The sequence below is a fragment of the Pseudomonas sp. BCA17 genome, assembly GCF_004519405.1.
GTDB lineage: Bacteria > Pseudomonadota > Gammaproteobacteria > Pseudomonadales > Pseudomonadaceae > Aquipseudomonas.
The window spans coordinates 550,314-563,565 of record NZ_SGWI01000001.1 but is presented as its reverse complement, the minus strand read 5'-3'; the positions used below and the strand labels follow the sequence as shown (position 1 = coordinate 563,565).

General features: G+C 59.9%; 14 protein-coding genes. 6 read left to right on the top strand and 8 right to left on the bottom strand.

What is annotated here, in order from left to right; genetic code table 11:
• The first annotated feature begins 70 nt into the window (after window positions 1-70).
• Complete coding sequence (locus EXW71_RS02495) at window positions 71-892, top strand: helix-turn-helix domain-containing protein (RefSeq protein WP_134657458.1); 822 nt, start codon at window positions 71-73, stop codon at window positions 890-892.
• On the opposite strand, the gene EXW71_RS02490 is transcribed toward EXW71_RS02495, so the two are convergent.
• Both EXW71_RS02490 and EXW71_RS02485 read right to left on the bottom strand, forming a co-directional pair.
• Window positions 849-2,027 (bottom strand): MFS transporter, encoded by a 1,179-nt coding sequence (locus EXW71_RS02490; protein WP_134657898.1) that lies wholly within the window; start codon window positions 2,025-2,027, stop codon window positions 849-851. The genes EXW71_RS02495 and EXW71_RS02490 overlap by 44 nt on opposite strands.
• Window positions 2,028-2,071: 44 nt before the next feature.
• The gene (locus EXW71_RS02485) at window positions 2,072-3,094 is read right to left on the bottom strand and encodes an alpha/beta hydrolase (protein ID WP_134657457.1); all 1,023 of its coding nucleotides are present in this window, start codon (window positions 3,092-3,094) and stop codon (window positions 2,072-2,074) included.
• 166 nt (window positions 3,095-3,260) lie between these two features.
• Between EXW71_RS02485 and EXW71_RS02480 the strand changes: the two genes are divergently transcribed.
• Window positions 3,261-4,184, top strand: a complete 924-nt coding sequence (locus EXW71_RS02480) for an AraC family transcriptional regulator (protein ID WP_134657456.1) — start codon at window positions 3,261-3,263, stop codon at window positions 4,182-4,184.
• Here the strand turns inward: EXW71_RS02480 and EXW71_RS02475 are convergent.
• Together EXW71_RS02475 and proP are read right to left on the bottom strand one after the other, a co-directional pair.
• Entirely contained in the window at window positions 4,159-4,665 is a 507-nt protein-coding gene (locus tag EXW71_RS02475) for a GAF domain-containing protein (protein ID WP_134657455.1), read from the bottom strand. The two genes, EXW71_RS02480 and EXW71_RS02475, sit on opposite strands and share 26 nt — an antisense overlap.
• A 48-nt stretch (window positions 4,666-4,713) precedes the next feature.
• Complete coding sequence (gene proP / locus EXW71_RS02470; protein WP_123718556.1) at window positions 4,714-6,216, bottom strand: glycine betaine/L-proline transporter ProP; 1,503 nt, start codon at window positions 6,214-6,216, stop codon at window positions 4,714-4,716.
• Window positions 6,217-6,369: 153 nt separating this feature from the next.
• Here proP and EXW71_RS02465 point away from each other — a divergent pair, with 153 nt between their 5' ends.
• Together EXW71_RS02465 and EXW71_RS02460 are read left to right on the top strand one after the other, a co-directional pair.
• Window positions 6,370-6,903 (top strand): GNAT family N-acetyltransferase, encoded by a 534-nt coding sequence (locus EXW71_RS02465; RefSeq protein ID WP_134657454.1) that lies wholly within the window; start codon window positions 6,370-6,372, stop codon window positions 6,901-6,903.
• Between the two features lie 140 nt (window positions 6,904-7,043).
• A complete protein-coding gene (locus EXW71_RS02460; protein ID WP_134657453.1) occupies window positions 7,044-8,447 on the top strand; it encodes an MFS transporter in 1,404 nt (467 codons plus the stop codon).
• Between the two features lie 32 nt (window positions 8,448-8,479).
• Here EXW71_RS02460 and EXW71_RS02455 read toward each other — a convergent pair whose 3' ends face one another.
• From EXW71_RS02455 to EXW71_RS02440, 4 genes are all read right to left on the bottom strand, one after another.
• On the bottom strand, window positions 8,480-9,397 hold the full coding sequence (locus EXW71_RS02455; protein WP_134657452.1) for a helix-turn-helix domain-containing GNAT family N-acetyltransferase: 918 nt from the start codon (window positions 9,395-9,397) through the stop codon (window positions 8,480-8,482).
• A 68-nt stretch (window positions 9,398-9,465) separates the two neighbouring features.
• Window positions 9,466-10,758 (bottom strand): sorbosone dehydrogenase family protein, encoded by a 1,293-nt coding sequence (locus EXW71_RS02450; protein WP_134657451.1) that lies wholly within the window; start codon window positions 10,756-10,758, stop codon window positions 9,466-9,468.
• Window positions 10,755-11,180: a DUF2231 domain-containing protein gene (locus EXW71_RS02445; RefSeq protein WP_134657450.1), complete on the bottom strand. Its 426-nt coding sequence runs from the start codon at window positions 11,178-11,180 to the stop codon at window positions 10,755-10,757. Before EXW71_RS02445 ends, EXW71_RS02450 begins: the two co-directional genes overlap by 4 nt.
• A 112-nt stretch (window positions 11,181-11,292) precedes the next feature.
• Window positions 11,293-11,604, bottom strand: a complete 312-nt coding sequence (locus tag EXW71_RS02440; protein ID WP_372241299.1) for a hypothetical protein — start codon at window positions 11,602-11,604, stop codon at window positions 11,293-11,295.
• Between the two features lie 322 nt (window positions 11,605-11,926).
• Between EXW71_RS02440 and EXW71_RS02435 the strand changes: the two genes are divergently transcribed.
• On the top strand, window positions 11,927-12,406 hold the full coding sequence (locus tag EXW71_RS02435; RefSeq protein ID WP_134657448.1) for an ATP-binding protein: 480 nt from the start codon (window positions 11,927-11,929) through the stop codon (window positions 12,404-12,406).
• A complete protein-coding gene (locus EXW71_RS02430; RefSeq protein ID WP_134657447.1) occupies window positions 12,403-13,176 on the top strand; it encodes a nucleotidyltransferase domain-containing protein in 774 nt (257 codons plus the stop codon). Before EXW71_RS02435 ends, EXW71_RS02430 begins: the two co-directional genes overlap by 4 nt.
• Window positions 13,177-13,252 lie beyond the last annotated feature (76 nt).

Below are 13,252 nucleotides of genomic sequence, written 5' to 3'. Positions count from 1 at the left end.
CAGGGCTGCCAGTACTTGAGCTGGCTGCCCATTTCAAATTGTTTCGGCGTTTATGCTAGATTCGGCGCAAATGCCTGTCTCGCGAAAATCGGGAGGCAACTATCGCAAAAAGGGCGAAATGATCAAACCACTGGATGAATTTTTGCAGGAGATCGATGAGGGCGACTGGGCTGTCATCAGTTCCGCCACGGATTACCCCGAAAACTGGGTGATCCCCGACCACAGTCACGAAAAGCACCAACTACTCTACGCCGTTGAAGGGGTGATGGTGGTGCACTCGGCGCAGAACCAATGGACGGTGCCGTCCAATCGCGGTTTCTGGATGCCCAGCGGACAGGTGCATTCGCTGCGTTGCGTAGGGACGTTGAAGATGCGCAGCGTATTCGTGCGCCCGGACGCCTTCCCAAATCTGCCCACCGAAACCAAGGCGGTGAGCATTTCACCGCTGCTCAGTGAGCTGATCAAGGCGTCGGTGAGTTTGAAGCCACCTTATGCCGAGGACTCCCGCGATGCGCGGATCATGCACCTGATCCTCGACGAGCTGGCGATTCTGCCGGCGCTGCCGCTGTCGTTGCCGCAGCCCGCCGATGCGCGCATCAACCGCATCTGCCAGGCGTTGCAACAGGACGCGGGCGATGCCTCGACGGTGGCGGATTGGAGTGACCGACTGGACCTCGACCAGAAGACCATCCAGCGCCTGTTCCGCAAGGAAACCGGCCTGACCTTCGGCCAGTGGCGCCAGCAGGCGCGGTTGTTATTGGCGTTGGAGCGCATTGCGGTGGGGGAGAAAATCATTGATGTGGCGATCGAGCTGGGCTACGAAAGCCCGAGCGCCTTTACCAATATGTTCAAGAAACAGTTCGGCAAGACGCCGAGTCAGTTTTTCCGCTAGGGCGGTCGTCCACGGCTGTCAACGAGGCGCGCCGCGCGGCCAGGCAAGCGAGCAGCGCGGCGATGCCCAAAGATGCCGCGCTCAGCGCAAAGGTCGCCTGATAGCCCCAGTGATCGAACGCCAGGCCACCGACCGTGGCACCGGCAGTAATCGCCAATTGAATGATTGCGACCATCAAGCCGCCGCCGGCCTCAGCGTCATCGGGCAGCTCGCGCGACAGCCAGGTCCACCAACCCACCGGCGCGGCAGTGGCCACCAAGCCCCAGAAACCCAGCAATACCGTGGTGCCGATGGGGGAACTGCCAAATGCCACCAGCGCCACGGCGATCACGGCCATCAACAGTGGGATGGCGATAAGCGCAGGGTAAAGAGCGTTTTTCAAGAACCGTTCGATCAGGAACGTCCCCGCAAGACCGGCCAGGCCGAGCACCAGCAGCATCAATGACAGGGTGGACACACTCACTTGAGTCACGCTTTCCAAAAACGGCCGCAGGTAAGTGAACAGCATGAACTGGCCCATGAAAAATACACTGACAGCGAGCATACCCAGAGCCACCGAAGCATTTTTGAGTAAGCGCAGCACATTGCCGGAGTGGGTTGCGGCGGGCGTCTTTATCGACGGCAGGCTCACCAGCAGCCATACGCCAGCCACCACGGCGACCGGAACGACGCAAAAGAATGCGCCACGCCAACCTATCAGTCCGCCGAGAAAACTGCCCAGCGGTGCCGCGATCACTGTTGCCAATGCGTTACCGCCATTGACGATAGCCAAGGCGCGCGGCACCTGGGCCGATGGCACCAGGCGCATCGCAGTGGCGGCCGACAGCGACCAGAAACCGCCTATGGCCACGCCAATCAGCGCGCGGCCGAACATGAACGCCAGGTAGTTTGGCGCCAGCGCAACCACGGTTCCCGACAGGACCATCAGCAAGGTCAACCCCAGCAACAGGCGTTTGCGATCAACCCGTGCCGCGACAGCCGCAATGACCAGGCTGGTGAGCAAGGCAAACAGCCCGGATACCGAGATACCCTGGCCGGCCTGACCCTCGGAGATCTGCAGGTCGGCCGCCAACGGGGTCAGCAAGCTCACGGGCATGAATTCAGAGGCCACCAGGGCGAACGCCGCCAGGGACATCGCGAACACCGCAGCCCAACCGTGCGTATGAGTGTTATCGGCGGTCACTTCAAGTTGCCTTTGAAGAATGCGGTGAGCTTGGCGAACGGGATCAGATTGACTCGGTCGTACAGATCCACATGGCCGGCACCAGGGATGATCACCAGCTCCTTGGGTTCGGCGGCACGCTGATAGGCATCCTCGCTGAATTCGCGGGAGTGGGCATCAGCGCCGGCGATCAATAACAGTGGGCGCGGAGAGATCGTCTCAATGTCGTTGAACGGGTAGAAGTTCATGAACTTCACGTTGCTGGTCAGCGTCGGCTGCGTCGTGGTTTGCGCCGATGCGCCGGCAGGGGTAAATGCGCCGCGCGGGGTGCGGTAGAAATCGTAGAACTCATCGCCCACGGTATCGCCGCTGAGGGCGTGCGGGGTGCCACCGGTGTAGACGCTGTCGCCACCCTGGAATTCCACGTAGCGCTGGTTGGCCGCCTGGCGCAGCTGTTGCCGGCGTTGCTCCAGCGTTACGCCGTGTTTGAGGCCATTACGGTTGGCCGCCCCCATGTCGTACATGCTCACGGTGGCGATGGCCTTGAAGCGTGGGTCTATTTTCGCCGCGGCAATGGCGAAGCTGCCACTGCCGCAGATGCCGATCACACCGATGCGTTCACGATCAACCATTGGGCGTGTGCCGAGGAAATCCATCGCGGCGCTGAAGTCTTCAACGTAGAGGTCAGGCAGCACCGCGTTACGCGGCGAGCCTGCGCTTTCACCCCAGAACGACAGATCCAGAGACAGGGTGACGAAGCCTTGTTCGGCCATTTTGGTCGCGTAGAGATTCGCGCTCTGTTCTTTGACGGCGCCCATTGGGTGACCGACGACAATTGCCGCGTTTTTGGAGGCCGGCGCAAGGTTTTTCGGCACGAACAGATTAGCCACGACCGGCATGCCATATTGGTTGTTGAAGGTGACTTTTTCGACGGTCACCTTGTCGCTTTTGTAGAAGTTGTCGGCACCATTGGACATATCGGCTCCCAGTGAAGAAAAAGACGTCAGCAGCACACTCAGGGCGAGCAAGAGGCTTTTCATGGCGTGTTCCGTGAGAAGGTTTGTCCGGGCATTTTCCCGGTGTCGCCTGTGGTTCTGTAGTGCGTTCCACTGGATTACTTGCCTGATCCTCTGAGTCTTGACGTTTGCCGGGGACGTTCATGAACTGTCCGGGGTAAAGTTCCATGACGAGAGAAAAGAGCCCTTTATGAAGATCAATCAAACGTCTCTGGATAGCTTGATCCACACCATCGCTTCGCAGGTTTCAGCCCCGGGTGACTGCCCAACGCCTATCCCGGGCCTGGGCTTTTATCGGCGTGAGCAGCCGGCGCCGCCGGTGGTATGCATGGTCGAGCCAAGCATCGTGCTGGTCGCCCAAGGCGCAAAGCAGTTGTGGGTCGGCGGCGTGGGTTACCCCTACGACACCTCGCGATTTCTGCTGACCTCGCTGGACATTCCGGCCAACTCCGAGGTGCTGGCCGCCAGTGCAGCCCTGCCTTGCCTGGGCCTGACCTTCAAGCTGGACGTGCGGATCCTGGCCGAATTGATCGCTCAGGGTGAGTTGCCGTCGCCCCGAGAAAGGGCAGTGATGAAGGGGGTAGGAATCGGCACTGTCACCGAGGGCCTGCTGATGGCGTTTGCGCGGTTGGTTGCGTTGCTGGATGAGCCCGAGGCGATACCGGTGCTCGCCCCGTTGATTCAACGCGAAATCCACTACCGATTGCTCAAGAGCGATCAGGCCGGGCGTCTGCGCCAGATTTGTTCCGTGGACGGTCAGGGCTATCGCATCGCCAAGGCGATCGACTGGTTGAAGCTCAATTACGACGAACCCTTACGGGTGGATGAATTGGCGGCTCGCGTGCAAATGAGCGCGGCCACGTTTCATCATCATTTCCGCCAGCTCACCGCAATGAGCCCGTTGCAGTATCAGAAGTGGCTGCGCTTGAACGAAGCGCGGCGCTTGATGTTGAACGAGCACCAGGACGTGTCCAGTGCCGCCTTCAAAGTGGGGTATGAAAGCCCTTCACAATTCAGTCGTGAGTACAGCCGACTGTTCGGCGTGCCCCCAAAGCGCGATGTGGCCGCGCTACGGGGCAAGCAGGGTGTTACTGTTCGGCCGCCGTTAAGTTAGCGAAGAAAATGCACCCGATCAGCCGCGCAAACAGGCTCAGGGTTTCCGGCAGGTTGGGGTCGTCAAACAGCATCGCCCGCGAGTCCAGGGCACACAGCGCGCCGAACAGGCGGCCGTCCGGCAGGAAAATAGGCGCGCCGGCGTAGCTTTCAATCGCGAATTGCTTGACCACCGGGCGTGCGGCAAAGCGGCCATTCTGGCTGATCTGCGGGATGAACAGCGCCTGGGGGTCGACGCAGAACTCACTGCACAGGGTGGTTTCCAGGTCGAGCACGTCATTGACGTGGATACCCATGTCGGCGGTGTCATACGCGGAACAGACCACCCATTCCAGGTCAGTGAATTTAGCAATCCCGGCAAAGCGCATGCCGGTCAGGCGGGTCACCAATTGCAGGATGCTGGTGGTGGCTTCGATCTCGGCAATGGCAGCACGCTCGTCGGCGCTGAGTAATGCGTGTGGTGAGGTGATGCTTGGAATCATAGTTCGACACTCTGGTTGCGTGGCGGCCAGCGCCGCCACGCCTGTAGCTTAGTTGATACGTGGATGTTGCTCTACCAGGCTCTTGCGCTTGGCTTCCAGTTCGGCGATTTCGGCATCGATGTCCTCGATTTTCTGCTCGATGTTATCGTGATGTTCGCGCAGCAACTCCTTGGCTTCCTCCATGTCCGAGGCCGCCGGCGCGGCGCCGCGCAGTGGACGATTGGCGGTTTCTTTCATGGTCAGGCCGGTGATCAGGCCGACCACGGCAAACAGCATCAGGTAGTAGGCGGGCATGTACAGGTTATCGGTGCTTTCTACCAGCCAGGCCGTGGCGGTGGGGGTGAGGCCGGCGATCAGCACCGAGACGTTGAAGGCACTGGCCAACGCGCTGTAGCGGATATGAGTAGGGAACATGGCGGGCAGGGTCGACGCCATCACGCCGATGTAGAAATTCAGCACAATGGCCAGGATCAACAGGCCGCCGAAGATCAGGCCGATCTTGCCGCTGGTGATCAGCATGAATGCGGGGATCGCCAGCAACAGCAGGCCGACGCTACCGGCAATGATGAAGGGCTTGCGGCCGATCTTGTCGCTGATAAACCCAATGAACGGCTGTACGAACAGCATGCCGACCATGATCGCGATGATGATCAGCACGCCGCTGTTTTCTTTGTAGTGCAGGTTGTGCGACAGGTAGCTGGGCATGTAGGTGAGCAGCATGTAGTAGGTCACGTTGGTGGCCGCGACAATACCGATGCAGGTCAGCAGGCTGCGCCAGTGTTTGGTCGCGACCTCCTTGAACGACACTTTGGGACCGTGGGTCAGGCCCTGGCGATCGCCTTGCTCGAGTTTGTCCATGTGCTGCTGGAAAGCCGGGGTTTCTTCCAGCGCGTGACGCAGGTACAGGCCGATGATGCCCAGGGGCAGGGCGAGGAAGAACGGCAGGCGCCATCCCCAGGCTTCAAATTGTTCTTCGCCCAACACGCTGGAAATCAACACCACCACACCTGCGCCGAGCACGAAGCCGGCAATCGAACCGAAGTCCAGCCAACTGCCGAGGAACCCGCGTTTGCGGTCGGGGGCGTATTCGGCGACGAAGATCGAGGCACCGGTGTATTCGCCGCCGACCGAGAAGCCCTGGGCCATCTTGCACAGCAGCAACAGGATCGGTGCCCAGATGCCGATGGAGGCGTAACCGGGGATCAGGCCGATGGCAAAAGTACTCAAGGACATGATCACGATGGTCGCGGCGAGCACTTTCTGCCGCCCGTACTTGTCGCCCAGCGCACCGAAGAACAGGCCGCCGAGGGGACGAATCAGGAAGGGCACGGAGAAAGTGGCCAGTGCGGCGATCATTTGTACGCTGGGCGAAGCGTCGGGGAAGAACACTTTACCCAACACATAGGCGACGAAACCGTAGACGCCGAAGTCGAACCATTCCATGGCGTTGCCCAGGGCAGCGGCGGTGATTGCCTTGCGGACCTTGGTGTCGTCGACGATGGTGATGTCTTTCAATCCGATGGGTTTGACGCTTTTCTTACGTAATTTCATGCGGGCCACTCTAAATCTGAACAGGGGAGGTGCCATCGTTGCGATGGCACCGCTCTGTCAGTTCAGATACAAGCGCATGCGAAATAATTCACCACTGTTTGCGTTTTTTTGCAGATGGATTGAACTTCGTCAGCCTTCAAAGGAGTTATTCAAATGCCTGCCACGCCGTCGCGCCTCATCTACCGTCAGCCACAGCCTGCCGACCTGCAGCGATTATTCGCGATCTTCGGCGACCCGCAGACCAACCTGTTCAATCCGGCGGGCCCGCTGGCCAGCCCGGATGCTGCGCGACGGCTTCTGGATCAATGGCTGGACCAGTGGGCGACGCAAGGCTATGGCTGGTGGGCGATCGCAGAGCGTGCGGCGCCGGACCACATCATCGGCTTTGGCGGAATAGCGCCGCTCAATTACCTGCACGAGCGGCGTATCAACCTGGGTTATCGATTTGCCGTGGAGGCCTGGGGGCAGGGCTATGCCACCGAGGTAGGGCGTGACGCTTTGGCGCTGGCATTTGGCAGCCTTGGCCTGAGCGAGGTGTTCGGCCTGGTACGGCCGGATCACGTGGCATCGATTCGAGTGCTGGAAAAGCTCGGGATGCAGCCTTTCGGCCTGCTTGATGATGTGCCGGGTAAGGCGCCGAGCCTGGTGCTGCGGGTTTGTCATCCTACAACTGCTGTTGCCTCATAGGTCGGATACCGTCACATACCCTCGATAAATAGCTATTTTGACGATTGACAGTGATCAGGTGGCTCGATATAAAAGTCATAGTTGTACGACGACATATGACGTTACGTGTGTCTTACCTAAAAACAATAAAAAGTGATGCCATGAACTTGAACGAGCCCCTCAACGCCCAGCGCGTTGGCCAGGCGGTAGGCAACTATCGCTGGACCATCTGCGCGATGTTGTTCTTCGCGACTACCGTCAACTACCTCGACCGCCAGGTGCTCAGCTTGCTGGCGCCACAACTGTCGACGCAATTTGGCTGGAGCAACACCGACTACGCCAACATCGCCGCGGTGTTCCAGTTCGTTTATGCGATTTCCATGTTGTTCGCCGGGCGGTTTGTCGACAGGATCGGCACCAAGGCCGCGTATGTCGTGGCGATCGGTATCTGGTCCACCGGCGCGATCATGCATGCGTTCTCGTTGCCGATTGGCGCGGGTATCGCAGCGGTCAGCGGTGCGGTAGGCCTGGCGGTGATCCCGGTGTCAATTGCCGGCTTCATGCTGTCACGTGCCGTGTTGGCGATTGGCGAGGCGGGTAATTTCCCGATTGCGATCAAGGCCACCGCGGAGTACTTCCCGAAGAAAGAACGCTCCCTGGCCACCGGTATTTTCAACTCGGGTGCCAATGTGGGGGCGATCCTGGCGCCCATCTGTGTGCCATTGATCGCGGGCTTATGGGGCTGGGAAGCCGCGTTCATCGTGATTGGTGCATTGGGCTTCGTGTGGGTCGCGGCATGGGTCGCGCTTTACCAGAAACCCGAGGATCAGAAGCGCCTTTCAGCCGAAGAGTTGGCCTACATCCGCAGTGATCAGACCCTACAGCCCTTCACACCTGTGCCTGCCGGTACAGCGGAGAAAAAAGTCTCCTGGTTCAAGTTGCTGACCTATCGCCAGACCTGGGCGTTCGCCTTCGGTAAATTCATGACCGATGGCGTGTGGTGGTTCTTTCTGTTCTGGCTGCCCACCTACCTGTCGGCGCAGTACGGCATGAAAGGCGCGGACATCGTGATGCCGCTGGCCGTGCTGTACAGCATGACCATGGTCGGCAGTATCGGCGGTGGCTGGTTCCCCAGTTACTTCATGGCGCGTGGCGATGCACCCTACGACGGCCGCATGAAAGCCATGCTGGTGATCGCGCTGTTCCCACTGGTGGTTTTGCTGGCGCAGCCTTTGGGTTACCTGAGCTTCTGGGTGCCGGTGCTGTTGATCGGCGTGGGCGCGTCGGCACACCAGGCCTGGTCGTGCAATATCTTCACCACCGTGTCCGACATGTTCCCGCAAAAAACCGTGGCGTCCGTAGTAGGCATCGGCGGCATGGCGGGTGGCTTGGGCGGCGTGGTCATGACCAAGATCGGCGGCTGGGTGTTCGACTACTACAAGTCCGTCAATGACATTCACACCGGTTACATGATCATGTTTGCGATCTGTGCGCTGGCGTACCTGGTGGCGTGGAGCGTGATGAAAGCGCTGGTGCCGCGCCACAAGGAAATCACCGACCTGTAAGCGGTGCGGGGCTTGGGTGACCAGGCCCCGGCCTACAGCTCACGCGCCCAGGTCTGGCTGACCAGGGATTTGCCGAAGCTGTGGGTAGGTTCTTCTTCAATCAACGTGAAACCGGCTTTGCGATAGAGCTTGCATGCATCGGTCAGCGCACTCATGGTCCAGAGCACCATGCGTTGGTAGCCGGCCTGCCGGGCAAAGCGCAGGCATTCGTCCACCAGGCGCTGGCCGATGCCCATGCCCCGTGCACTGGCGTCCACGTAGAGCATGCGCAGTTTGGCCGTAGTCGCGTCATGGCGTATCACGAACACCGAGCCCACGACCTCACCGTCCTTTTCGGCGATCCAGCAGCGTTCGCAGGTCGGATCAAATTCGCGCAAGTACTTGGCGACAATCTCCGCCACCAATGCTTCGAACTCCCAGTTCCAGTTGTATTCGCGGGCATACAGCGCCGCTTGCTGTTGTACCACCCGACCCATGTCGCCGGGTTGCGGGTCGCGCAGCAGATAGCTTGGTGCGCGGCCTTGCAGCAGTGTCTGGATGCGCAGCATGGAGGCAGTCAGTTGCTGTTGTTGCGGTTCGGGCAGGGCTTGCAGCAAGGCGATGACTTCTTGCTGGGTTTTCTGTTCCAGTGGAGCGAGTACGCGACGGCCGAGGTCGCTGAGATGCAGCTGCACTGCGCGCGCATCGGTGGCTGAGCGGACCTTCTGGACCAGTCCTTTTTTTTCGAACCCGGTGATCAGGCGGCTGAGGTAACCGGCGTCCAGGCCGAGCATCTGGCACAGGTCGGTACTGGTCAGGTCGCCTCGGGAGGACAACTCGTACATCACGCGTATTTCAGTAAGGGAGAAGTCGCTTTGCAGCAGGTGTTCCTGCAGCACACCGATCTGGTGCGTATAGAAGCGGTTGAAAGCACGGATGATGCCGGCGCGTTCGCTCAGGATCGTAGACATGATGGCGCTCGAATGTTTGCCTGAGGCAATTATATTGTTGCCTCAGGCAAGCATGTCAACGCCGTTGTCTAGCGGTTTCGGGTCGCCCGCCAGACGGTGTTGGCGAGGTCATCGGCGATAATCAGCGCGCCTTTCTGGTCCACGGTCACGCCCACCGGGCGCCCACGGGTCTTGCCATCGGCGTCGCGAAAGCCTGTCGCGAAGTCGACGGGCTCACCGGAGGGCTTGCCGTTGCTGAACGGAACGAAGATCACCTTGTAGCCCACCGGGTTGTCACGGTTCCAACTGCCATGCTCACCGACAAACACGCCGTCGGCGAATTTCGCACCCATTTCGGGTATCGAGAAATCCACGCCGAGTGCCGCCACATGGGAACCCAGGCTGTAATCGGGCTTGATCGCCGCGGCGACTTTCGCCGGGTTCTGCGGTTGTGCGCGGTTGTCGACGTTCTGGCCCCAATAACTGTACGGCCAACCGTAGAAGGCGCCTTCGCGCACAGCGGTCAGATAATCCGGCACCAGGTCGGGGCCGAGTTCATCGCGCTCGTTGACCACCGTCCACAATTGCCCCGAGCCCGGCTGGATCGTCAGGGCTGTCGGGTTGCGCAGGCCGGTGGCATACGGCCTGTGCGCGCCGGTGGCGGCATCAATCTGCCAGACCATCGCCCGGTCAATCTCCACTTCCATGCCGCGTTCGGTGATGTTGCTGTTGGAGCCAATGCCGACATAGAGCTGACGGCCGTCGGCGCTCACCGCCAGGGATTTGGTCCAGTGGTGGTTGATCTGCGCCGGCAGGTTGGTGACGGTGGCGGGCGGGCCATTGGCTTTGGTCTGGCCGTCGACATAGTCGAAGCGCACCAGCGCGTCCTGGTTGGCCACGTAGAGTTTGCCGTCGGCGAAGGCCAGGCCGTAGGGCGCGTTGAGATTGTCGGCGAACACGGTTTTCAGCTCATACGTACCATCACCGTCGGCATCGCGCAGCAGGGTGAGGCGGTTACCCCCCTTGACCTGGGTGTTGCCCTGGGCCTTGATCACGCCGGCGATGACGTCCTTGGGCTTGAGCTTGGCCGCGCTGCCGCCACGGCCTTCGGCTACCAGGATGTCGCCGTTGGGCAGCACCAGGGTTTGACGCGGGATGGCGAGATCGGTGGCGATGGCGGTGACGCTGTAGCCTTCGGGCACCTTAGGTTTTTCTGCGCCCCAAGGCGCGGGTTCGGCGATTTTCATGCTGGGCAGCAGGCTGCTTTGCTGTTCCGGCAACTTGGGGTCGGGGCCGTGGGCCTGGGTCTTGTCACCTTCGCCACCGCAGGCGGTCAGCAATAAGGCAGCGCTCAATAGCGTCAGGGTGCTGGAGGTCTTCATTTGGCATCTCCCGAACGCAGATCGGTGAGGCCGACCCAGGTTGCAACCACCGCCAGAAGCGTCACGATGCTCGACAGCGCCAGACCGGCGGGCATCATGGCATATGCGTCCTTGGCATGCTGGAAGGCGTTGATCAGGCCCAGTACCCAGGCGGCCAGCAACAACAGGAAGTAAACAGTCGGTCGCCCGGATTTACGCTCCGCCCGAAGCAGGTTGACCAGCGCGAACAACAGCGCAAACCCACTGAACACCAACGCACCGGCAATCAACCATGAGGCGAAGTTGGCCCACTGAATCTGGTAAGTCTGACCGTAGGCAATATCGCTGAGCAAAGCGCCCAGAAATAACGGAACGCTGCCGGCAAGCAAGATCGCATGCAGCGGCCCTGGCCTTGTCGCGTAGTGGGCGGGGAGGGTAGTCATGGGGCAGTTGCTCCTTATCGTTCAGCGTTCCTGGATTCAGGGCGCGGTGGCTTTGCCTGAAGGGTTTGCATAGGAAAGGAGCGCAGCGTTTGTAAGAAAGTTCATTGGGGTTTCATGTCGAGATGTTTTCGTACCACTCGGCATACGGCGTATTGGCCACCTGATAACGATTGAAGTCGGGGCTGCCGTCATCCCACCAGACGGGGCCGCGCTCGCCGAGCGCGACCTTGGCGCATTGCACCTGCTGCCGCGCCGCACTCAACTGTTGCGGATCACTCGAGGCCTTGGCCGCTTTGACTGCACGGCGCGCGTCCATCAGCGCGTGGACCAGACGCTGGCGGGTGGCTTCATCCAGCGCCGGGTTGGTGCAGCGCCACAGTTGGCCCTTGACCACAAAATAACGTCCATCCGGCGTGCTAATCATGATGCCAGCGCAACACCCGCAGAACGCCCCACATCATCGACATCACAATCGCCATCCAACCGGCGAACAGACTGAAGAGTGTCATTGCAAGGTTCATAATCACCTCCATTTTGTGTCGTTCCGGTATAGATGACCCCCGACAAAATCGAGGATTCAACTTAATTTGTCGGATGAACCCTTGGCAGGGTTGACCACCTGAGCCCCTAGAACCCCTCAGATCATTTACCATCAGGCCGTTCGATGCCCCTCGCATCGGCTTCGCATGCCAGTACCGGCTATGAGCATTCAATCGACGTTCAACCTGGAAGAAGGATCTCTACCCATGCCAACCTTGCATTTGCTGTGCGGCAAGATCGCCTCGGGCAAATCAACACTCGCCAAGACCCTGGCCACCCAGCACGCTGCCATTGTGCTCAGCGAAGACCATTGGCTGGCCACGCTTTACCCGGGTGAAATCAGTTCCATTGCCGATTACCTCAGCTGCGCCCAGCGTATTCGTGGCGTGCTGGGGCCGTTGGTGATCAATGTGCTGCAGTCAGGCGTCAACGTGGTACTGGACTTCCCTGCCAACACATTGGCCAACCGCGAATGGTTGCTGGGGCTGGCACGCGCAGCCCAGGTTCCGCACTGCCTGCATTACCTGGAACTGGACGATGCCACCTGCCGCGCCCGGCTGCATGCGCGCAACGCCCGGGGTGAACATGACTTTGCCGCCACGGATGCCGAGTTTGACCTGATTACCCGCCACTTCTGTGTGCCGAGTGAGGCTGAAGGGCTGGTGATCGAGAAGCATCACGCATGAGCGAATCTCGGTCCACGGGCGTGGACGCCGAAGGCTTTATCTTTACCGTTTCCCGAGCCCCCGTGCAGCTTGAGTTTCAGCCACTGCTTGAGGATGTCTGCAATGTGCTCTCGCAGCCAGACTTGGGGGTTGATGGGATTTACCTCTATGGGAGTGTCGCGCGCGGCGAGGCGCTCCCAGGTATTTCCGATCTTGATCTCACATTAGTGCTGCGTGAGTCGCCGACTACAGCGATCTTGGAAATGTTGGAAAGGGTCCGGTGTGACCTGGAACTGCGGCACCCGCAAGTGACCAAGGTAGATTTCGATATTGGCAGTCGCGCAGAGGTACTGGCCGCCGAAAACAGGAATAGCTGGGGCTTCTGGCTCAAGCATCATTGTCGGTGCGTCTGGGGTAATGATCTGGGCGTGCGGTTTGAGCGATTTCGGCCGTCAATGGACGTCGCCCTGGCCATGAATGGAGACTTTGACGCGGTGCTGACAGCTTACCTTCGACGCATCGCGCGTGCCGACACCGAGCAAGAACGACTTCGCCTGCAACGTGCAGCGTCACGCAAGCTGATCAGAGCCACCCAGATACTGTGTGCAGAAGAGGCATCGGCATGGCCGCAAACACTTGAAGAACATGTTGCGCTGTTCGCACGTCAGTATCCGACGATGGTTGTCCAGGTGGCATTCTTCTTGTTTGAAGCCCGGAACCCGAGTGCCGACAGCGAAAAGTTCTCGGCTCGACTTCAAGCTTTTGTAGCCTGGATGGCTTCACAGCGATAGGAAGCAGCAGCTCCCACAGTCAATCTTCGTCGCGGCTAAAAAGCATCACGCCAGATAGCGCCCTCCGCCGGCTGAT